Here is a 20,620-nt window from a genome sequence, read left to right on the forward strand (position 1 = left end):
GCTTGGAAACCACGCTTTCACCTTGCGGCGCGCAGGATCCGCACTATGTTCCGGAAGTACCTCGGGGGGCCCTGCCAGGGCTGAGACGCGCAAGCGGACCCGTTGAACCTGATCCGGCTCACACCGGCGGAGGGAAGGTGACGCTGTCCTTTCTTTCGTAACCCGAAAAGAAGGAGCACAGCGATGAACATCCGCCTAATTGCCCTTGCCATGCTGGCCGCGACCCCCGTGGCCGCGCAGGAAAAGCCCGTGCTGACCATCTATGCCGGCGACTACATCGCCAGCGAATGGGGTCCGGGACCGAAGATCGAAGCGGGATTCGAGGCGATCTGCGCCTGCGACCTTCAATTCGTCACTGGCGACATCCTGCCTCGCATCCTGATGGAGGGCGACAGGACCGAGGCCGATCTGGTTTTCGGGCTGAACACCGACATGACGGCGCGTGCTCGCGCCTCGGGCCTGTTCGCGCCGCATGGCCAGGACACGTCGGACATGTCGCTGCCGATCGAATGGACCGACGACATCTTCCTGCCCTACAACTGGGGCGAGACCGCCTTCGTCTATGACAGCACGCGGCTGGAAAACCCGCCCGCCAGCTTCGACGAACTGCTTGAAGCGGCCGGTGACCTGAAGATCGTGATCCAGGATCCGCGCAGCTCGATCTCGGGCCTGGCGCTGCTGCTTTGGGTCAAGGCGGTCTATGGCGACCGGGCCGACGAGGCATGGGAAAAGCTGACGCCGAAGGTTCTGACGGTGACCCGGGGCTGGTCCGAATCCTACGGCATGTTCACCGATGGAGAGGCCGACATGGTGCTGTCCTACACCACGTCGCCCGCCTATCACATCGCGGCTGAGGACGACACGACCAAGCAGGCCGCGATCTTTCCCGAAGGTCACTACTTCATGGCGGAACTGGCTGCGCAGCTGAAATCGACGGACCAGCCCGAACTGGCGCAGCAATTCATGGACTGGATCCTGACGCCCGAATTCCAGCGCGAGATTCCGCTGGCCAACTGGTCGCTGCCGGCCAGGCTGCCGCGGGACGAATGGCCGCAGGTCATGCGCGATCTGCCGCGCCCCGACAAGACGCTGTTCCACACCGAGGACGAGGCCGAGGCGCTGCGCCAGCCAGCGCTGGACGAATGGCTGCGGGCCTTCACGCGCTGAGGCCGGTGGCCGGGGGGGCCGCGGTCGCCGCAGGGCTGGCCGCGTTGATCCTTGGGACGCTGGCGGTCGTCGCGTGGCATGCCGGCGGCCTGTCGGGGCTGGGTCCGTGGGACTGGCGGGCGGTGTGGTTCACGATCTGGCAGGCGGTCGTGTCGGCCGCGTTGTCGGCGGCGCTGGCCATCCCCGTCGCGCGGGCCCTGGCGCGGCGACGATTTCCGGGGCGGGCGGCGCTGGTCACGCTGCTGGGGGCGCCGTTCATCCTGCCGGTGATCGTGGCGATCATGGGGCTGATCGCGGTGTTCGGCCGCAACGGTGCGATCAACGATGCGCTGCGCACGCTGGGGCTGCCGGAATTCAGCATCTATGGCTGGCAGGGGGTGATCCTCGCCCATGTGTTCTTCAATCTTCCGCTGGCGGTGCGCCTGATCCTGCAAGGCTGGCAGGCGATCCCGGCCGAGCGGTTCCGGCTGGCGGAAAGCCTGGGCTTTGGCCCGCGCGACGTCGCCCGGCATCTTGAGTGGCCGATGCTGCGCGCGGTCCTGCCGGGGGTCTGGCTGGCGGTGTTCCTGGTCTGCCTGACATCGTTCGCGGTCGCGCTGACATTGGGCGGAGGTCCCTCGGCGACGACGGTCGAACTGGCGATCTATCAGGCGTTCCGTTTTGATTTCGACCTGGGCCGCGCGGCGGCGCTGGGGCTGGTCCAGATCGGGCTGTGCGTCGCGGCAATGGCGCTGGCGCGTTGGATCGCGATCCCGGCGGCCTTCGGCGCGGGGCTGGATGAAAGCCGCCATGCGCGCGCCCCGCGGGGCTGGCGGGTGGGCATGGACGCGCTGGCGATCGCGCTGACGACGCTGGCGCTGTTGTGGCCGATCCTTGCCGTCAGCATGCAGGGTCTGCCGCGCATTGCCTCGCTGCCGCCCGAGGTCTGGACGGCGGCGCTGCGGTCGATCGTGATGGCGCTGGTCTCGGCGCTGCTGGCGCTGCTGATGTGCCTGACGCTGGCGCTGGCCATCGCGCGCGGACGGGCGGCGTGGATCGAGGCGGCCGGGATGCTGCCGATCATCGCCTCGCCGCTGGTGCTGGGCACGGGGCTGTTCATCGTGTTGAGAGGATGGTTCTCCACCGACGCGATGGCCCTGCCCGTCACCGTGATGATCAACGCGATCATGGCCCTGCCCTTCGGCCTGCGCGCGCTGATCCCGGCCGCGCGGACCCTGCGCGCCGATTACGGCAGGCTGGCCGATTCGCTGAACATGCGCGGCGTCTCGCGCCTGCGCTATCTGACCCTGCCGCGGCTGGCCCGGCCACTGGGATTCGCAGGCGGGCTGGCGGCCGCCCTGGCGATGGGCGATCTGGGGGTCATCACCCTGTTTGCGACCGATCAGCCCACGCTGCCCCTGAAACTGTACCAGCTGATGAATTCCTACCGCATGGCCGATGCCTCGGCCTGTGCGGTACTGCTGATGGCGATCAGCTTTGCGCTGTTCTGGATGTTCGATCGCGGAGGCCGCCTTGCTTGAGTTCCGCGACATCCAGGTTACCCGAGGCGATTTCACCCTGCACGCGGATCTGGCCGTCGCGGCCGGAGAGCGCGTCGCGGTCATCGGCGCCTCCGCTTCGGGCAAATCAACGCTGCTGTCGCTGGTCGGCGGGTTTCTGGCGCCCGACCGGGGCCGGATCCTCTGGCGCGGACGCGACATCACGGACCTGCCGCCCGGTGAGCGTCCCGTCTCGTTCCTGTTTCAGGACCAGAACCTGTTTCCGCATCTGACCGTCGCGCAGAATATCGGCCTTGGCCTGCGCCCGGACCTGCGCCTGAACGAGGCGCAACGGACCCGTGTGGCGCAGGTCATCGAGGAGGTCGGCCTGAAAGGCCTGGACCAGCGTCGCCCGGCGAATCTGTCCGGTGGGCAGCAGAGCCGGGTCGCGCTGGCCCGTGTCCTGCTGCGCGCACGGCCGGTGCTGCTGCTGGACGAACCCTTCGCCGCGCTGGGTCCGGCCCTCAAATCCGAGATGCTGGACCTGCTGGCCCGGATCGCGGCCGAGACAGGCGCAACCGTGCTGATGGTCACCCATGATCCCCGCGACGCGGTTGCCTTTGCGCCACAGACGATCCTGATCGACCAGGGCACCGCGATGCCGCCCGCGGCGACGGGGCCGCTGCTGGACGATCCGCCGCCGGGGTTGCGCGCCTATCTTGGCTGATCAGCCATCCGCCAGCTGGTCCCAGACAGCCAGCGCCTTGGCCGCATACATCAGCCCCGGACCGCCGGCCATGTTGATCGCCATGGCGCAGACATCCGCCATTTCCTCACGGCTGGCTCCGGCCTTCATCAGCGCCTCGACGTGAAACTCGATGCAGGGCATGCAGCGCGTCGCGATGGCGATGCCAAGGGCGACGAACTCCTTTTCCTTCACGCCCAGAACGCCGCCTTCCTTGATCGCCTTCTGCATCGCCCCGAAGCCACGGGTCGCGTCGGGATGCGCGCGGTTGAGGCTGCGAAGCTGGTCCCTCATCTCTTCGATACTCGCCCGGGCGTCCATGCAATGATCTCCTTTTCACATTCGAAGCCATGAATATCTTTGCGCTGCGGCGCACGCAAGCGCGAAAGATACCGCCTCAGTAACGCCCTGGCTATCACGCTTAGCGCGAATAGTTATGCAAATTTCCAACCATGCGGCGATATCATGTTTCGGACTTTCATTTCGCTCGCGGATCGCAATCCCGTCCCCGTACAAAACAAGAATCATATCATCGTGACCAATCAGCCGAAGCGGCATGAAAAGCGGCGCAACAAGCTCATACAAAAAGAAAAATACAGGTGATTCGCACGTCTCGGAATAGGTTTTTGAAAGCAATTCATAATGGAATCAATACGCAATTTTTTTCACGCCTGTTTCACGCCGACGGCGTATCACCAATCCCGATACAGCTTTCCCGATCAACGGGAGGCGCAGAAAGAAGAAAGGGAGAACATCATGGCGACGTATTTTGGCGACAACAACAACAACACCATCATCGGCGGCGCAGCCGCGGACCTGATCTACGGGTTCGGAGGCAATGACAGCCTGGGCGGCGGCGGCGGCACCGACACCATCTATGGCGGGTCCGGCAACGACACGATCCGGTCCAGCGGGGCGGGGGTCTATGACGGGCAGGACGGAAACGACTACGTCTATGCCGGTCTCGGCACGCCCGAGACGCTGCGCGGCGGGGCCGGGACGGACTGGCTGAACACCACGACCTTCAACGGCGACTACACCGTCAACCTGACCACCGGCCTGACCAACTGGGCCGGCGAAAGCTTCACCCAGTTCGAGAACCTTGTGACCGGGTCTGGCAACGACAACCTGACCGGGACGACCGGCGACAACATCATCTATAGTGGCCTCGGCAACGACACCGTCGACGGGCTGGCCGGTAACGACTACATCTATGGCGATGCCGGCAATGACAGCCTGATCGGCGGCGGCGGCACCGACACCATCTATGGCGGGTCCGGCAACGACACGATCCGGTCCAGCGGGGCGGGGGTCTATGACGGGCAGGACGGAAACGACTACGTCTATGCGGGTCTCGGCACGCCCGAGACGCTGCGCGGCGGGGCCGGAACCGACTGGCTGAACACCACGACCTTCAACGGCGACTACACCGTCAACCTGACCACCGGCCTGACCAACTGGGCCGGCGAAAGCTTCACCCAGTTCGAGAACCTTGTGACCGGGTCTGGCAACGACAACCTGACCGGGACGACCGGCGACAACATCATCTATAGTGGCCTCGGCAACGACACCGTCGACGGGCTGGCCGGTAACGACTACATCTATGGCGATGCCGGCAATGACAGCCTGATCGGCGGCGGCGGCACCGACACCATCTATGGCGGGTCCGGCAACGACACGATCCGGTCCAGCGGGGCGGGGGTCTATGACGGGCAGGACGGAAACGACTACGTCTATGCCGGTCTCGGCACGCCCGAGACGCTGCGCGGCGGGGCCGGAACCGACTGGCTGGATACGACGACGTTCAATGGCAACTACCGCGTCGACCTGAGCACGGGCCTGACCAACTATGCCGGCGAAAGCTTCACCCAGTTCGAGAACCTGCGCTCTGGCGGGGGCAACGACACGCTGCTGGGGACCAACGGCGCCAACCAGATCCGTGGCGGTGATGGAAACGACGTGCTTGGCGGGCGCGGCGGCAATGACCGCCTCTATGGCGATAACGGCAACGACCGTCTGTCCGGTCATGGCGGGAACGACTACATGCGCGGCGGCAATCACAACGACACGCTGAACGGCGGGTCCGGCAATGATCGCGCCTATGGCGACGCAGGCAATGACCTGTTGCTGGGTGGCAGCGGCAACGACTTCCTGCATGGCGGCACCGGCGATGACACGCTCAATGGCGGGTCGGGTAACGACACGCTGGCTGGCAGCAGCGGGCGCGATGTCATGATCGGCGGCGGCGGAAACGATGTCTTCCGCTTCTACAGCACGTCCGATTCCCCCTACGGCGTCACGAGCGCCTATGACAGGATCGAGGACTTCCAGGGCGCCGGGATCAACTGGTTCGGCACCACCGAAGACAGGATCGACCTGTCCGCCATTGATGCGAATGTCAACCTGGCCGGCAACCAGGCCTTCGTCTTCAATGGGACCACCGCAGGCGGCGCAGGCACGATCTGGATGCAGAATGTCGGCGGCGAGACGTGGTTGCGGGTCAACACCGACAGCGATGCGGCGCCCGAGATGACCGTCAGGATCGTCGATGGCCTGTCGGATGCGAACGACTACTGGGCGGGTGACTTCATTCTCTGATCTTCAACCCTTGTCGGATCACTGGGCGCGGCCGCAATTGGCCGCGCCTTTTCGCCGTGCCGGCCCGTATCGCGTCTCGCCCCGCGCCGAACTGGCGGAATCGGTGCGCCAGGCCATCCGGGATCCGTCCGGACCCGTCGTGATTCCTGACAGGATCGGCGGGCTGGCCCGCATCGTTCGATCCATCAGTCACCTGCGGGCGGGCCGTCTTCGCGGCTGCCAATCCTGCCGTCGCCCAGGCCCCTGGTGTCTGCGTCGTTCTGCGCGGGTCCGCCTGAGCCCGAGGGACAATCCTCTTTTTCTGTTGCAGCAATTTCGGGAAAGGCGTATTCGCGGCGGTGGGACACCCCTCCCCAACGAGGGGCTTTTAGCTGGAAGGCTGAGTCACATGACTGATCCGACGATCCCGGCCGCGCGGCCGGAAAATCCGCGTTTTTCCTCGGGCCCCTGCGCCAAGATCCCCCATTACAGGCTGGACATGCTTGCCGACGCCCCGCTGGGCCGTTCGCATCGGGCCGCCATCGGCAAGGCGAAGCTGGCAGAGGCGATCGACCTGACCCGCGAGGTCCTTGGCATACCGGCGGATTACCGCATCGGCATCGTGCCGGCCTCGGACACCGGCGCCGTCGAAATGGCGATGTGGACCATGCTGGGCGCGCGCCCCGTCGAGATGCTGGCCTGGGAAAGCTTTGGCGAGGGCTGGGTGACGGACGCCGTCAAGCAGTTGAAACTGGACGCCACCGTCCGCACGGCGGATTACGGTCAGATCGTCGACTTCGCGCAAGTCGATTTCGACAAGGATGTCGTGTTTACCTGGAACGGCACGACTTCGGGCGTGCGCGTCCCGAACGGCGATGCCATCCCTGCCGGGCGCGAAGGGCTGACCATCTGCGACGCAACCAGCGCCGCCTTTGCGATGGACCTGCCCTGGGACAAGCTGGATGTGGCGACCTTCAGCTGGCAAAAGGTGCTGGGCGGCGAGGCCGCGCATGGCATGCTGATCCTGGGACCGCGCGCGGTTGAACGGCTCGAAAGCTTTACACCCGACCGGCCGCTGCCGAAGATCTTCCGCCTGACCAAGGGCGGCAAGCTGAACGAGGGCATTTTCCGGGGCGAGACGATCAATACCCCTTCGATGCTGGCCGTCGAGGACTACCTCATCGCCCTGAAATGGGCGAAGGAAATCGGCGGGCTGGATGGTTTGATCGGACGGGCCGACGCGAACGCCGCCGCCGTTCGGGACTTCATCGCGGACAAGGACTGGATCGCCGATCTGGCCCAGGATCCGGCGACGGCCTCGACCACCAGCGTCTGCCTGAAATTCACCGATCCGGCGATCAAGGACAGCGCGGCCTTCGCCAAGGCCGTCGCCAAGCGCCTGGAAAGCGAGGGCGTCGCGCTGGACGCCGCGGCCTATCGCGACGCACCGGCGGGTCTGCGGATCTGGTGCGGGTCGACGGTCGAGACTGCCGACGTCGCAGCCTTGATGCCCTGGATCGAGCACGCCTACCGCGCCGAACTGGCCGCGCAGTAATTGCGTCCCGCGACCGCTGGGGGACTTTGCGTCCCCCAGGCCCGTTGCAGGATATTTGCATACCGAAGACCAACACAGCGTCTGCGAGGCGGTGCCCGGGCGCAACTCATGAAGGATGAATGACATGCCAAAGGTTCTTGTGTCCGACAAGCTGTCGGAAACAGCCGTCCAGATCTTTCGCGATCGCGGCGTCGAGGTCGACTACATGCCCGACCTGGGAAAGGACAAGGACAAGCTGGCCGAGGTGATCGGCCACTATGACGGGCTGGCCATCCGGTCGGCCACCAAGGTCACCGAAAAGCTGCTGGAAAAGGCCGAAAACCTGAAGGTCGTCGGCCGGGCCGGCATCGGCGTCGACAACGTGGATATTCCGGCGGCCTCCAGGAAGGGCGTGATCGTGATGAACACACCGTTCGGCAACTCGATCACCACGGCCGAGCACGCCGTCGCGATGATGTTCGCGGTGGCGCGGCAATTGCCCGAAGCCAGCGCCTCGACCCATGCGGGAAAATGGGAAAAGACCCGCTTCATGGGCGTCGAGCTTTTCAACAAGACGCTTGGCGTGATCGGCGCAGGCAATATCGGATCGATTGTCATCGACCGCGCCCTGGGCCTGCATATGCGCGTTCTGGCTTATGACCCCTTCCTGTCCGAGGATCGCGCCCGCGAAATGGGCGTCACCAAGGTCGAGCTGGACGACCTTCTGGCGAAATCCGACTTCATCACCTTCCATGTGCCGCTGACCGACAGGACGCGCAACATCCTGTCGCGCGAGGCCATCGGCAAGCTGAAGAAGGGCGCGCGGATCATCAACTGCGCGCGCGGCGGCCTGGTCGATGAGGAGGCGCTGGCCGAGGCCCTGAAGGATGGCCGGGTGGCAGGGGCGGCTTTCGACGTCTTCGCGGTCGAACCGGCCACCGACAGCCCGCTGTTCAACCTGCCCAATGTCGTGGTGACCCCGCATCTGGGCGCCTCGACGACCGAGGCGCAAGAGAATGTGGCCCTTCAGGTGGCCGAGCAGATGTCGGATTATTTGCTCACGGGGGCCGTGCAGAACGCGCTGAACATGCCTTCGGTAACGGCCGAGGAGGCCGCGGTGATGGGCCCGTGGATCAAGCTTGCCGGGCATCTGGGCGCGTTTGTCGGCCAGATGACGGAAGAGCCCATCAAGGCGATCAACATCCTCTATGACGGCGTCGTGTCGGAAATGAACCTGAACGCCCTGAACGCAGCGGTCATCGCGGGCGTGATGAAGGCGACCAACCCGGATGTGAACATGGTCTCGGCGCCGGTCATGGCGAAGGAGCGTGGCGTCCAGATCGCCACCACCCGCCAGGACAAGGCCGGTGTGTTCGAGGGCTATGTCAAGCTGACCGTGGTGACCGCCAAGCGCGAGCGCTCGATCGCCGGCACGGTGTTCAGCGACGGCAAGCCGCGCTTCATCCAGATCCGCGGCATCAATATCGACGCCGAGGTCGGCGAGCACATGCTTTACACCCGCAACAAGGATGTTCCGGGCGTCATCGGTGCGCTTGGCGGGACGCTTGGGGATCTGGGCGTGAACATCGCCAACTTCACCCTTGGCCGCTCATCCACCGGCGAAGACGCCATCGCCATCCTGTATCTGGACGAGGCGATCAGCGAAGAGGCCCTGGCCGCGCTGCAGAAGACCGGAAAGTTCCTGCAGGTCCGGCCATTGCATTTCGAAATCTGAGCGTCGCCGGTGCGCCATCCGGTCGGGTGGCGCGCAACCCCTTCTTCCTTGGGGCCTTCACGTGGTGACCGCATCGAAAGGGTCTTCATGCGCCTTTATGCCATCGGCGATATCCACGGTCAGCTGGATCTTCTGAAAGCCGCGCATGAGCGGGTTTTGCGCGATGGCGGTCCGAACGCCATGATCGCGCATGTCGGTGACCTGATCGATCGGGGGCCGGATTCGCGGGGAGTGGTCGAATATCTGATGCGCGGCCAGCAAGAAGGCCGGCCCTGGGTGGTGATGCGCGGCAACCACGATCGCTTCCTGCCCGCCTTTCTGCGCATGCCCGACTGGATCGATCCGGGGCTGAGTTCGGGACAGCACTGGGTCGATCATCCGGGGCTGGGCGCAGCCGAGACGCTGGCTTCCTACGGGCTTGACCCCGAGGCGCCTCGCGACCGGCTGTGGGCCGAAGCACTGCGCGCAGTGCCGACCGGGCACGCGGATTTCCTGGCCTCGCTGCCGTTATGGTTTCTGCATCCGCAGGCGCTGGTGGTGCATGCGGGCATCCGTCCGGGCATCGACCTGCGCAACCAGGCCGAGCAAGACCTGGTCTGGATCCGCAAGGGGTTTCTGGATTGCGATGCCGATCACGGAGCGCTGGTCGTTCACGGCCATACCGCGATCAGCACGGCAACCCATCACGGAAACCGGCTGAACATCGACGGGGGCGCGGCCTATGGTCGCCCGCTTTGCACGGTTGTGATCGAGGACGGGGAGGTGCATCTTGTCGAGGATGAGGGCCGCACGCCCCTGTTGCCGGAGTGATACCATGCTGCGCCTGCTTGCGTTGACTCTGATCCTGTTGCCCCTCGAGGCGCCGGCCGAAGAGGTCGGCAAGGTCGGGGTGGACTGGATCGGCAACGACGTCATCATCGAGGCGATCCGCGACCCAAAGGTCGGCGGCGTCACCTGTCATCTGGCCTATTTCAGCCGCTCGATGCTGGATCGGCTGAGCCAGGGAAACTGGTTCGAGGATCCTTCGAACAGTGCCATCGAATGCGCCCAGACCGGGCCGATCGACCTGAGCCAGGTCCGCCGAGGGAGCGATGGCGAGGACGTGTTCAGCGAAGGCCGGTCGCTGGTGTTCAAGAGTCTGCGCGTGAAGCGCATCTATGACGAACAGAATCAGGTGCTGATCTATCTGGCCCATGCGAACCAGATCACGGAAGGTTCGGCCAAGATGGCGATTTCGACAGTGCCGCTGTTCCGGGCGATTTCCGGCGGACAACCGCAAGACTAGGCCGCTGCCCGCGCAGAGACGCCGCAGATGCGTGCAATTCATGCAAATGTTGGCGATCCGGTGGACAGAATCAGCCGTGGGGATTAGAAGCCTTGCAGTCTGACAACAGGTCTGGTGCCCTCATGGAAATGCTCAGTACGCAGGCACAAAATCGCATCGCGAAATATTGCCTGGGCCAAGTCGTGCGTCATCGCGATCGTCCTTTTCGGGGCGTTATCTTCGATGTCGATCCGGAATTCGCCAATACCCAGGAATGGTATGATTCGATCCCCGAGGATGTCCGGCCTGACAAGAACCAGCCCTTCTACCATCTTTATGCCGAGACCGAGGCAACCTATTACGTGGCCTATGTGTCCGAACAGAACCTGATCCCCGATCCTTCCGGCGAACCTCTGGAACATCCGGATGTTCCGGACATGTTCGGTGACTTCAGCGACGGACGCTATCCGCTGGCGGGCCGTCTGAACTGACCGTCCGGGGCGCACCGTCGCCACTCATCGTGGCGAGGTGCCCGAAACGATCGGCGGACGACGCGGTCGCGGCGTCACGGGTTCGTCGCACGATGCAGGAATGGCACGCTGAACGCCAAGAAATTGCGGTTTCCCTCGCGATAATAGCACAGCGCCTGCGTCAGGTCCTGGATCAGATACCAGCCGAAGCCGCCTTCAGGCAAATCCTCGGTGTCGATGATCGGCAGGCCGCGCGGCAGCACGCAGTTCGCCGGCAATGCCACACCGTCGTCCGTGATCGCACAGGCAAGCCCGGATTCGTGCAGAACGATGCTGAGATGGATCGATGGGATCTGGCTCCGGTCCGGCGCCCCCAGTTGCGTGGCGGCGTGTTCTGCCACGTTGTTCATGACCTCGGCCAGGACCAGTTCAAGCCGGCCAAGCGTGTCGTCGCTGACCTCGCTGCAAAAGCGTTTGCGGATCTCGATCAGGGTGTCGCGCACGGTCCCCGGGCGCGCAGCAAGCACGCGGTGAAACATCGGCTGGGATCGCGCCGAAACGCGGCCCTTCAACCCGGCATTCTGCCGTTCGGTAGAGGTCATTTCCTTTACTCCTCATTTTCGGCCTCTGGGCGGATATCGAAGACCGTATCCATCCGCGTCAGGCGGAAGACGCGTTCCACATTCGGTGTCAGCCCTTCCAGCGTCAGCGGCAGATCCTCGGACAGCGCCTTGCGCAGGGCGATCATCGCGCCCAGGCCGGAACTGTCCATGAAATCGACGGCCCCCATCTGCATCACCACGGGCTTGCGGTGGTGAACGACCACCTCGCGCAGATGGTCCTTGAACCGGGTTGCAATCGCAGCATCGATCCGCGCTTCTCCAACCGCGATGACGAGGGTCGGGCCGGTATCGGTCACGGTCAACTGCATTGCAAAACCTCGGGCTGCGTTCCTTTCGTCCTGACTAGACTCAAAAGGTTACGATCCGGTAAGCGGCGAACGCGTGGCGCGGACGGCGCCCGGGTCGCAACTGATGCTGCCCAAAGTTTTGGCATCCGGCCCCGCGCGCGCCCGGTCACGCGCGGCCGCGAAGGGAAAAACCCCATGAATTGCCGAACTTTGGTGCAAGAATGCCCCTTCACCGGTGGACTTCGCAAAAATGTGCCTCCAATCATCGGGCAGCGAGAAGCCCGCTCGGAGGGCGCCGTCCTGAAACGGGGGGGAAGATGAACTTTTACAACGAGATGTTCGACGGCGAGCGGGTTCGCGAACCCTATGCACGGCTCAGCGACTGGGTCGCGACCATGCCCGACGACTTCCGTCAGATGAAGCAGGCCGAGGCGGAGACCCTGTTCCGGCGGATCGGCATAACCTTCGCCGTCTACGGCGAGGGCGGCGATCCTGACCGGCTGATCCCCTTCGACATGATGCCGCGCGTCTTCGAGCAGGCCGAATGGCGCAGGCTCGAGCGCGGGATCAAGCAGCGCGCCCGCGCCCTGAACGCCTTCCTGCGCGACGTCTATGGCCGCGGAGAGATCGTGCGCGCGGGCCGTATCCCCGCCCGCCTCGTCTATCAGAACGAGGCCTACGAAAAGGCGGTGGTCGGGGTCGTGCCGCCGCGCGGCGTCTATTCCCACATCATCGGCATCGACCTGGTCCGAACCGCAAAGGACGAGTTCTTCGTGCTCGAGGACAATTGCCGCACGCCGTCCGGTGTCAGTTACATGCTGGAAAATCGCGAGATCATGATGCGGATGTTCCCGCAGCTGTTCCGCGGCAACCGGATCGAGCCGGTGGACCAGTATCCCGAGTTGCTGCGCCGCACGCTGGAATCGGTCGCGCCGTCCAAATGCACCGACCGGCCGACCTGCGTGGTGCTGACGCCGGGCCATTTCAACAGCGCGTATTACGAGCACAGCTTTCTGGCGAATCTGATGGGCGTGGAACTGGTCGAGGGTGCCGATCTGTTCGTGGATGGCGAGTTCGTGTACATGCGCACCACGCAGGGGCCCAAGCGCGTCGATGTCATCTATCGCCGGATCGACGACCCGTTCCTGGACCCGCTGTGCTTCCGGCCCGATTCGATGCTGGGCGTCCCCGGCCTGATGGACGTCTATCGTTCGGGAGGTGTCTCGATCTGCTCGGCCCCGGGTGCGGGTGTTGCCGACGACAAGGCGATCTACACGTTCGTCCCCGAGATGGTCCGCTTCTATCTGGGAGAGGAGCCGTTGCTGAACAACGTGCATACCTGGACGCTGTGGAAGCAGGACGACTACCGCTATGTCATGGAAAACCTGGCCGATCTGGTGGTCAAGGAAGTGCACGGGTCTGGCGGATACGGCATGCTGGTCGGGCCCAAGGCCAGCAAGGCCGAGGTCGAGGCGTTCCGCAGGAAGATCGAGGCGAACCCGTCGAACTACATCGCCCAGCCCACGCTGTCGCTGTCGACCTGCCCGACCTTCGTCGAGGAGGGGATCGCGCCCCGCCACGTGGATTTGCGGCCCTACTGCCTGTGCGGGGACCGGATCGAACTGGTGCCGGGCGGGCTGACCCGCGTGGCGCTGCGCGAAGGCAGCCTTGTCGTCAACTCGTCGCAGGGCGGTGGCGTCAAGGACACCTGGGTCCTGTCGGAATAAGGGAACGGAACAGATGCTCAGCCGCACAGCCTCGAATCTCTTCTGGATGGGCCGTCACCTGGAGCGCGCCGAAACCGCCGCGCGCCTGCTGGATGTCGGGCAGCGGATCACCCTGCTGCCCAATACCGAAGCCGGCTACCAGAACGAATGGAACTCTCTCTTGCAAGCCTCGGGCGCATCCGCGCGGTTTGCCGAGAAACATGGCGAGATCACCCAGGAAAAAATCGAGGATTTCATCTTCTTCGACCGTCAGAATCCGTCCTCTGTGGCGTCCTGCATCGAAAAGGCGCGCGAAAGCGGGCGGATCGTGCGGACCGCGCTGACCAGTGAAGTCTGGGACGCGCTGAACGTCGCCTACCAGGAGCTTCGCAAGATCGAGAAGAAGCCCCGGTCCAAGGTGGACACGGCCTCGCTGACCGAATTCACCACCGGGCACACCGCGACCGTGCGCGGGGCGATCAACTCGACCCAGCTGCGCAACGATGGCTGGCATTTCATGCATCTGGGCTATGGGCTGGAGCGGGCGGATGCGACCGCGCGGCTTCTGGACGTCAAGTATTTCGTGCTGCTGCCGCGGGTCGAATTCGTGGGGTCGGGTCTTGATAGTTACCAGTGGCAGGTGATCCTGCGGGCGTTGTCGGCGCACCGGGCCTTTCACTGGGCCTATCGTGGCGACGTCTCGGCCGGTCGGGTGGCGGATTTCCTGATCCTGAATGGCGAAAGCCCGCGATCGCTGATCACCTCGCTCTACGAGGCGACCTGGCATCTGGAAGGGATCTCCAAGCGCTATGGCGACGCCGTGCCCGCAACCGCGCGCGACAAGGCGCGCGAGGTGCTGGCGGCCTTGCAGGCGCGCGACATCGACATGATTTTCGATGAAGGGCTGCACGAATTTCTGAGCTGGTTCATCAACGAGATCAGCCTCGTCTCGATGCGGGTCCACGAGGATTATCTTCTGGGAGGGGCGTGACGATGAAACTGCGCATTTCGCATCAGACGGCCTATCGCTATGGCCATCCGACCCGCAACATCGTGCAAAGCCTTCGGCTGACCCCTTCGGTGTTCGAGGGCCAGCGCACGCAGGACTGGCAGATCGAGGTCCGGGGCGGCATCCGGGGTCCTGGTTTCCGCGACGGGGCCGGCGACTGGATCGAGGGCTGGACGGTCCGCGGCCCCAGCCAGGAGGTCGTTGTCAGCGTCCGCGGCCGGGTGGAAACCCGCGACACGGCGGGCGTGCTGCGCGGTCATCGCGAGATGATCAATCCCCTCGCCTATCTTCGCGACACCAAGCCCACCGCGCCCGATGACAATCTGCGCGACCTTGCCGGTTCGGTCTCCGAGACCGCGGACCGGCTGGATCTGGCGCACAAGCTGTCAGCAGCGGTCAGCGCGGCGATTGCCTTTCGCCCCGGCGTGACCGAATCTCACACGACCGCAGCCGAGGCGCTGAAGCTGGGTGAAGGAGTCTGCCAGGATCACACCCATGCGCTGATCGCCACGGCACGGCTGCGGGAAATGCCCGCGCGATACGTGTCGGGCTATCTGCACTCGACCATCAATGGCGAGCCGGATGACGCTGCCCATGCCTGGGCCGAGATCCATATCGCGGGGTTGGGCTGGGTGGGCTTCGACGCCGCGAATGCCTGCGGTCCCGACGAACGCTATGTCCGGCTGGGGTCGGGCCTTGACGCCCAGGACGCCGCGCCGATCCGCGGGATCTCTCAGGGTCGCGGCGGTGAAATGATGGACGTTTCTGTCAGCGTCGAGGAACTGGAAAGCTTTCAGCAGCAAAGCCAGTCGCAGACCCAGAGCTGAGCGGACAGCATCTTCGCGGTCGAGGCTGGTTCAGCAGGCTGGCTTCACCCTCGTGCGCGTCGCGCTGCGGCCGAACGGCCTTGCGCGAGGGGGCTGGGCGAAGCGCCTGAAACCCGACTGCCGACCGCATGGCACACCAGACCAGTCGAATTGCCTGCCTGCCATCCAAGGAAAAAAGGCCTGTCTGATGTGATCGGACCCCGCGCGGCGGATGCCTCAAGCCGACTTTGACGGGCGAGCCTGCCGGATGGGCCAGACCTCCAGCACACCGGCGAGCAGGACCAGAAATCCTCCTGTGATTTCAATGGTATGTAGTCGCTCATCCGCGAGGATCGCTGCCGATATCGCGCCCACCAAGACCTCGGACATCAGCAATATCCCGACCCGCGCCGGTTCCAGCCGGATGGTAGCCCACATGAGACTGACCATGGAGAGTGCCCACCAGATTCCCCCGGCGGCAAGGGCGACAGAAATCAGCCGGCCCAGGCTGCCGAGGGTTTCACCGCTCGGCAGCGGTGCCAGAACAGGAGCAAGCATGCACGATATCACCAACGCGCCGGCAGAGAAGACAAAGGCAGCTTCGGCGAGCCCGAGGGCGGACTTCGCGCGGATACCGGTTGTTGCGATCGACCACACAAGCCCGGCGAGCAGGGCCATCCATTCACCGGTGCTGCGCGGAATCGGCGCGGTGCCGTCAGCACTCAGCATCACGGTCAGGCCGACGAGGCCCACCCCGATCGCCACAAGGCGCATGCGAGGCGTTTTCCAGCCCATGACATATCTGCCGATGAGCGTGCTCCAGACCGGCGTCAGGAAGTAGAGGAGGATGATGATTGCCACTCGGCCGTAGACAAATGCCACGGAGTAGAGGGCGAAGGCTGCGCCGCCCAGAGCGATCGATATCAGGGCAACGGAACCTGCGTTTCGGATCGCCCGCCAGCTTCGAACTGCCACAGGCAGCAAGAGGGCGACAGCCGAGCCTGTAATCGCAACCGTTCCCCACGCACCCATCAGGCCCAACTCTGTCAGGGCGCGAACAGGAAGCCAGTAAAATCCCCAGAATGCTCCTGTCGCAAAGACGATTGCGGTGGCCAGAATGGCGGCACGATCATTCATCATGCGCGTGGCATTAGCGCAGGTTCACCCAAGGAACAACATGGCAGCGGCTGGCAAGCGCCGCCGCGATCTTCAGCCATCACGACCCTTGTCGCGCTGGTCGGCGTCTTTGTGGCGGCGCCGGCCGATTTCCGAAAATCAGGCGTGACCAGGTCCGGCCACCCGCGTGGGCGCATCGCGCCAGGCGATACTCAACCGCCCGCAAACCCCTTGCCTTTTCTGGTGGATAACAGGGAATTCCTGCGCAACGAGAGATTGCTACGCCAATCCGGCAGGCATAGGTTGGCATCGACTTTATGGGATTTCCTGCGATGACTTACTGTGTCGGTCTGAAACTGAATGACGGGTTGGTGCTGTTGTCTGATACCCGGACGAATGCCGGGCTGGACAACATCGCCTGCTATCGCAAGATGTTCTTCTTCGAGAATCCGGGCGAACGGGTGATCGCGATCATGACCGCCGGATCGCTGTCGGTGACCCAGACCGCGCTTGCGCGGCTGGACGAGGCGAACACCGACGAGATGGCCGACGAGGCCAGTTCGATCCTGAAGGCGCAGACCATGCTTCAGGTCGCCACCATCATCGGCAACACCCTGTCGCGCACGCGCCGCGAGATCGCCGATCAGTGCCGCGACCTGCGCCAGCAGGCCTCGGCCAGCATGATCGTGGCGGGTCAGCGGGCTGGCGGCGACATGCGGATGTTCCTGATCTATCCCGAGGGAAATTTCATCGAGGCGACCGAGGACACTCCCTTCCTGCAGATCGGCGAGCACAAATATGGAAAGCCGATCCTGGACCGCGTGGTGACGCCCGCGACCAGCCTTGCCGACGCGCAAAAGGCCGTGCTGCTTTCGATGGATTCCACGCTGCGGTCGAACCTGTCGGTGGGCATGCCCCTGGATCTCGCGGTGATCGAGAAGGACGCCTGCCGGGTCTCGGCACGCAGACGCATCCTGGAAGGCGATTCCGACTTCATGGAGATGAGCGCAGCCTGGTCCGCCGCCTTGCGCGAAAGCTTCGTGAATGTCTCGCTCTAGCATCAGGATCTTCGCGGTCGGCCGGATCGTCCCGTCCCGCAATGTGCAGGGCCCCGGCGGCCACGCTGGCCGGCGCGCGGTGGACCGGTGCATGGGCCGCCGGACGATGCGGCCATGAGGGTCCGCCTTCGGCGTTGAGGCTTTCCTGCGACCACGTTAATCAGGCCGAAGGCAGGGGGGACATTCATGACCGACAAGACGCGCCGCGGCGCCCGCATCACGCCCGAAGAGGCGCTGGCCTATCACATGGAGCCGCGCCCGGGGAAATTCGACATCACACCCTCGACGCCCATGACCACGCAGCGCGATCTGTCGCTGGCCTACAGTCCCGGCGTCGCGGTGCCCGTCCAGGCGATCGCCGACAAGCCCGAGACCGCCTATGACTATACGACCAAGGGCAATTTGGTGGCCGTGATCTCGAACGGCACGGCGATCCTGGGGATGGGGAATCTGGGCGCGCTGGCCTCGAAGCCGGTGATGGAAGGCAAGGCGGTGCTGTTCAAGCGCTTTGCCGACGTGAATGCCATAGACCTTGAGCTGGACACCGAGGACGCCGAGGAATTCATCAACGCCGTCAAGCTGATGGGACCCACCTTCGGGGGTATCAATCTGGAGGACATCAAGGCGCCCGAATGCTTCATCATCGAGCAGCGCCTGAAGGAGTTGATGGACATCCCGGTCTTCCATGATGACCAGCACGGGACGGCGGTGATCTGTGCCGCGGGTCTGCTGAACGCCCTCGAACTGACCGGCAAGAAGATCGAGGATGTCCGGATCGTCCTGAACGGCGCCGGTGCCGCGGGCATCGCCTGCCTGGAACTGCTGAAATCCATGGGCGCGCGGCACGACAACTGCATCATGTGCGATACCAAGGGCGTGATCTGGCAGGGTCGGACCGAGGGCATGAACCAGTGGAAATCGGCGCATGCGGCGGTGACCGAGGCGCGCTCGCTGGACGATGCGATGCGGGGCGCCGACGTGTTCCTGGGAGTCAGCGTCAAGGGCGCGGTCACGCAGGAGATGGTCCAGTCGATGGCCGACAACCCGGTCATCTTCGCGATGGCCAATCCCGACCCGGAAATCACGCCCGAAGAAGCCCATTCCGTCCGGGCCGACGCGATCGTCGCCACCGGGCGCAGCGACTATCCCAACCAGGTCAACAACGTGCTTGGCTTTCCCTATCTGTTCCGCGGTGCGCTGGACATCCACGCCCGCGCCATCAATGACGAGATGAAGATCGCCTGCGCCCGGGCCCTTGCCGGGCTGGCGCGCGAGGACGTGCCTGACGAGGTGGCCGCCGCCTATGGGCGCAAGCTGCAATTCGGTCGGGACTACATCATTCCGACGCCCTTCGATCCGCGCCTGATCCATGTCGTGCCGCCCGCCGTCGCCCGTGCCGGGATGGATACCGGCGTCGCCCGCCGCCCGATCATCGACATGGACGGCTATACCCAGGCGCTGAAGGCGCGGATGGACCCGACTGCGGCAATCCTGCGCGGAATCCATGTGCGCGCGCGCCAGAAACAGGCCCGCATGATCTTTGCCGAGGGCGACGATCCGCGCGTGCTGCGTGCCGCGGTGTCCTGGCAGCGGACCGGAATGGGACAGGCCCTGGTCGTGGGCCGCGAACATGACGTGAAGGAGAAGCTGGAAGCCGCCGGGCTTGCCGACGCGGTACGCGAGATCACGGTCGTCAACGCCGCCAATTCCCGGCACCTCGACGCCTATCACGAATTTCTCTACGCCCGCCTGCAACGCAAGGGCGTGGACAGGGAGGACGCGCACAAGCTGGCCAATCGCGACCGCCACGTGTTTGCGGCGCTGATGCTGGCGCATGGGCACGGCGATGGTCTGGTCACCGGTGCGACGCGCAAGAACGCCCATGTGCTGGCACAGCTTGGACAGGTCTTCGACCTGCGCCCGCAGGACGGCGCGGTGGGGATCACCGCCGTCCTGCACAAGGGGCGGATCGTGCTGATCGGCGATACGCTGGTCCACGAATGGCCCGAGGCTGACGATCTGGCCGACATCGCGATGCGCGGGGCCGCGGTGGCACGCGGGCTTGGGCTGGAGCCACGGGTGGCCTTCCTCTCGTTCTCGAATTTCGGCTATCCGATCAGCGAACGCGCCATCAAGATGGCCGAGGCGCCGAAGGTCCTGGACGCGCGCGGCGCCGATTTCGAATACGAGGGCGAAATGACGGTGGATGTCGCGCTGAACGCCGAATCGGCCGCACGATACCCGTTCAGCCGACTGACCGGTCCGGCCAATGTTCTGGTCGTGCCGGCACGCCATTCGGCCTCGATCTCGGTCAAGCTGCTGCAAGAGATGGCGGGCGCGACGGTGATCGGCCCGATCCTGACCGGGGTGCGGATGCCGATCCAGATATGCTCGACCAGCTCGACTGTCAGCGACATCCTGAACATGGCGGCAATCTCGGCCGGTGGGCTGGGGATCGGAAAATGAGCGGTGCCGTGCCGACCCCCCAGGGCAGTCAGGTGCGGTCGGCGATCACGGAAGCCTGATCACGTTCGCGCGCGGCCGTGGGCGCCCGACGGCCGCGCGGGCCGGGCACCAGAGGGGCTTTTCTGAAAGACCGTTGCCCCTGCCTTGACATTGTCGCGAAGGCGGCCGGATGGTCTGCCCGGCGGGCAGCCGCAAGCGGCACCGCTTCCAACACATGAGTCACCGGCCCGCGAATACCATGATCGCGGGGCTTTCTATCGCTTCGCCCGACCTGAGCGCCCTGCTTCAACTTTCACTCACCGCCGATGACGGCGCAACCGCAACCGGCGGCTGGACCAGTCTGATCGACTCGCTGGCCTTGCCCGGCAAGCGCGCTGACCCGGTTGCGTGTTTCGGTCGATGAAACCGGCGACTGAGGGCCGGCCACCACCGCAATCCTCGGATCAGGACAAGCCCGCATGCAGGAAGGGCGGCCCCTTTCCGGGGGCCGCCCTTCGTCATGTCGTCGCGGGTCGGGCCTGTGGTCTCAGGCGGCCGTCTTGGCGGCCGAACCGGCTTTTTCCGCGACCTCTTTACCCA

At 64.6% G+C, this 20,620-nt stretch carries 19 protein-coding genes and 1 riboswitch; of the genes, 15 read left to right on the top strand and 4 right to left on the bottom strand.

Features of this window, described 5'->3' with window-relative positions:
* Positions 1-52 precede the first annotated feature (52 nt).
* Positions 53-152, top strand: a riboswitch (TPP riboswitch).
* A 31-nt stretch (positions 153-183) separates the two neighbouring features.
* Genes L1965_RS06395 through L1965_RS06405 form a run of 3 tightly spaced genes read left to right on the top strand, consistent with a single transcriptional unit; the run spans position 184 to position 3,372 of the window.
* Positions 184-1,167: a thiamine ABC transporter substrate-binding protein gene (locus tag L1965_RS06395; RefSeq protein WP_235755565.1), complete on the top strand. Its 984-nt coding sequence runs from the start codon at positions 184-186 to the stop codon at positions 1,165-1,167.
* A complete protein-coding gene (locus L1965_RS06400) occupies positions 1,143-2,687 on the top strand; it encodes a thiamine/thiamine pyrophosphate ABC transporter permease ThiP (RefSeq protein WP_235755566.1) in 1,545 nt (514 codons plus the stop codon). The genes L1965_RS06395 and L1965_RS06400 overlap by 25 nt, the downstream gene beginning before the upstream one ends.
* Positions 2,680-3,372 (top strand): thiamine ABC transporter ATP-binding protein, encoded by a 693-nt coding sequence (locus tag L1965_RS06405; protein ID WP_235755567.1) that lies wholly within the window; start codon positions 2,680-2,682, stop codon positions 3,370-3,372. The genes L1965_RS06400 and L1965_RS06405 overlap by 8 nt, the downstream gene beginning before the upstream one ends.
* Here L1965_RS06405 and L1965_RS06410 read toward each other — a convergent pair whose 3' ends face one another.
* Positions 3,373-3,711: a carboxymuconolactone decarboxylase family protein gene (locus tag L1965_RS06410; protein ID WP_235755568.1), complete on the bottom strand. Its 339-nt coding sequence runs from the start codon at positions 3,709-3,711 to the stop codon at positions 3,373-3,375. It lies immediately after the preceding gene.
* 435 nt (positions 3,712-4,146) lie between these two features.
* Between L1965_RS06410 and L1965_RS06415 the strand changes: the two genes are divergently transcribed.
* The 6 genes from L1965_RS06415 (at position 4,147) to hspQ (ending at position 10,991) form a co-directional block, all read left to right on the top strand.
* A complete protein-coding gene (locus L1965_RS06415; protein ID WP_235755569.1) occupies positions 4,147-5,988 on the top strand; it encodes a calcium-binding protein in 1,842 nt (613 codons plus the stop codon).
* A 388-nt stretch (positions 5,989-6,376) separates the two neighbouring features.
* Entirely contained in the window at positions 6,377-7,522 is a 1,146-nt protein-coding gene (locus L1965_RS06420) for a phosphoserine transaminase (RefSeq protein WP_235755570.1), read from the top strand.
* Between the two features lie 124 nt (positions 7,523-7,646).
* Complete coding sequence (gene serA / locus L1965_RS06425) at positions 7,647-9,236, top strand: phosphoglycerate dehydrogenase (RefSeq protein WP_235755571.1); 1,590 nt, start codon at positions 7,647-7,649, stop codon at positions 9,234-9,236.
* A gap of 87 nt (positions 9,237-9,323) precedes the next feature.
* Positions 9,324-10,046 carry a metallophosphoesterase gene (locus L1965_RS06430; RefSeq protein ID WP_235755572.1) on the top strand — a complete coding sequence of 241 codons (723 nt, stop codon included), beginning with the start codon at positions 9,324-9,326 and terminating at the stop codon, positions 10,044-10,046.
* Positions 10,047-10,050: 4 nt separating this feature from the next.
* Positions 10,051-10,521, top strand: a complete 471-nt coding sequence (locus L1965_RS06435) for a CreA family protein (RefSeq protein WP_235755573.1) — start codon at positions 10,051-10,053, stop codon at positions 10,519-10,521.
* 128 nt (positions 10,522-10,649) lie between these two features.
* Positions 10,650-10,991, top strand: coding sequence for a heat shock protein HspQ (hspQ, locus tag L1965_RS06440; protein ID WP_235755621.1), 342 nt, complete (start codon positions 10,650-10,652; stop codon positions 10,989-10,991).
* A 74-nt stretch (positions 10,992-11,065) separates the two neighbouring features.
* Here hspQ and L1965_RS06445 read toward each other — a convergent pair whose 3' ends face one another.
* Positions 11,066-11,572 carry an ATP-binding protein gene (locus tag L1965_RS06445; RefSeq protein WP_235755574.1) on the bottom strand — a complete coding sequence of 169 codons (507 nt, stop codon included), beginning with the start codon at positions 11,570-11,572 and terminating at the stop codon, positions 11,066-11,068.
* Positions 11,573-11,577: 5 nt separating this feature from the next.
* Positions 11,578-11,901, bottom strand: a complete 324-nt coding sequence (locus tag L1965_RS06450) for an STAS domain-containing protein (protein ID WP_235755575.1) — start codon at positions 11,899-11,901, stop codon at positions 11,578-11,580.
* Positions 11,902-12,197: 296 nt separating this feature from the next.
* Between L1965_RS06450 and L1965_RS06455 the strand changes: the two genes are divergently transcribed.
* The 3 genes from L1965_RS06455 to L1965_RS06465 are packed head-to-tail and all read left to right on the top strand — an operon-like array spanning position 12,198 to position 15,422.
* Positions 12,198-13,607, top strand: coding sequence for a circularly permuted type 2 ATP-grasp protein (locus L1965_RS06455; RefSeq protein WP_235755576.1), 1,410 nt, complete (start codon positions 12,198-12,200; stop codon positions 13,605-13,607).
* A gap of 13 nt (positions 13,608-13,620) precedes the next feature.
* The gene (locus tag L1965_RS06460; protein WP_235755577.1) at positions 13,621-14,577 is read left to right on the top strand and encodes an alpha-E domain-containing protein; all 957 of its coding nucleotides are present in this window, start codon (positions 13,621-13,623) and stop codon (positions 14,575-14,577) included.
* Positions 14,578-14,579: 2 nt separating this feature from the next.
* On the top strand, positions 14,580-15,422 hold the full coding sequence (locus L1965_RS06465) for a transglutaminase family protein (RefSeq protein ID WP_235755578.1): 843 nt from the start codon (positions 14,580-14,582) through the stop codon (positions 15,420-15,422).
* A gap of 216 nt (positions 15,423-15,638) precedes the next feature.
* Here the strand turns inward: L1965_RS06465 and L1965_RS06470 are convergent, their stop codons facing one another.
* Positions 15,639-16,541: a DMT family transporter gene (locus tag L1965_RS06470; RefSeq protein ID WP_235755579.1), complete on the bottom strand. Its 903-nt coding sequence runs from the start codon at positions 16,539-16,541 to the stop codon at positions 15,639-15,641.
* Between the two features lie 308 nt (positions 16,542-16,849).
* Here L1965_RS06470 and L1965_RS06475 point away from each other — a divergent pair, with 308 nt between their 5' ends.
* The 3 genes from L1965_RS06475 to L1965_RS06485 all read left to right on the top strand — a co-directional run bounded on the left by L1965_RS06475 (position 16,850) and on the right by L1965_RS06485 (position 20,444).
* Positions 16,850-17,575, top strand: a complete 726-nt coding sequence (locus tag L1965_RS06475; RefSeq protein ID WP_235755580.1) for an Ntn hydrolase family protein — start codon at positions 16,850-16,852, stop codon at positions 17,573-17,575.
* A gap of 186 nt (positions 17,576-17,761) precedes the next feature.
* Positions 17,762-20,041 carry an NADP-dependent malic enzyme gene (locus L1965_RS06480; protein ID WP_235755581.1) on the top strand — a complete coding sequence of 760 codons (2,280 nt, stop codon included), beginning with the start codon at positions 17,762-17,764 and terminating at the stop codon, positions 20,039-20,041.
* Between the two features lie 169 nt (positions 20,042-20,210).
* A complete protein-coding gene (locus L1965_RS06485) occupies positions 20,211-20,444 on the top strand; it encodes a hypothetical protein (protein WP_235755582.1) in 234 nt (77 codons plus the stop codon).
* The last annotated feature ends 176 nt before the right edge of the window (positions 20,445-20,620 follow it).

Source organism: Paracoccus salsus, from assembly GCF_021556615.1.
GTDB classification, from domain to species: domain Bacteria; phylum Pseudomonadota; class Alphaproteobacteria; order Rhodobacterales; family Rhodobacteraceae; genus Paracoccus; species Paracoccus salsus.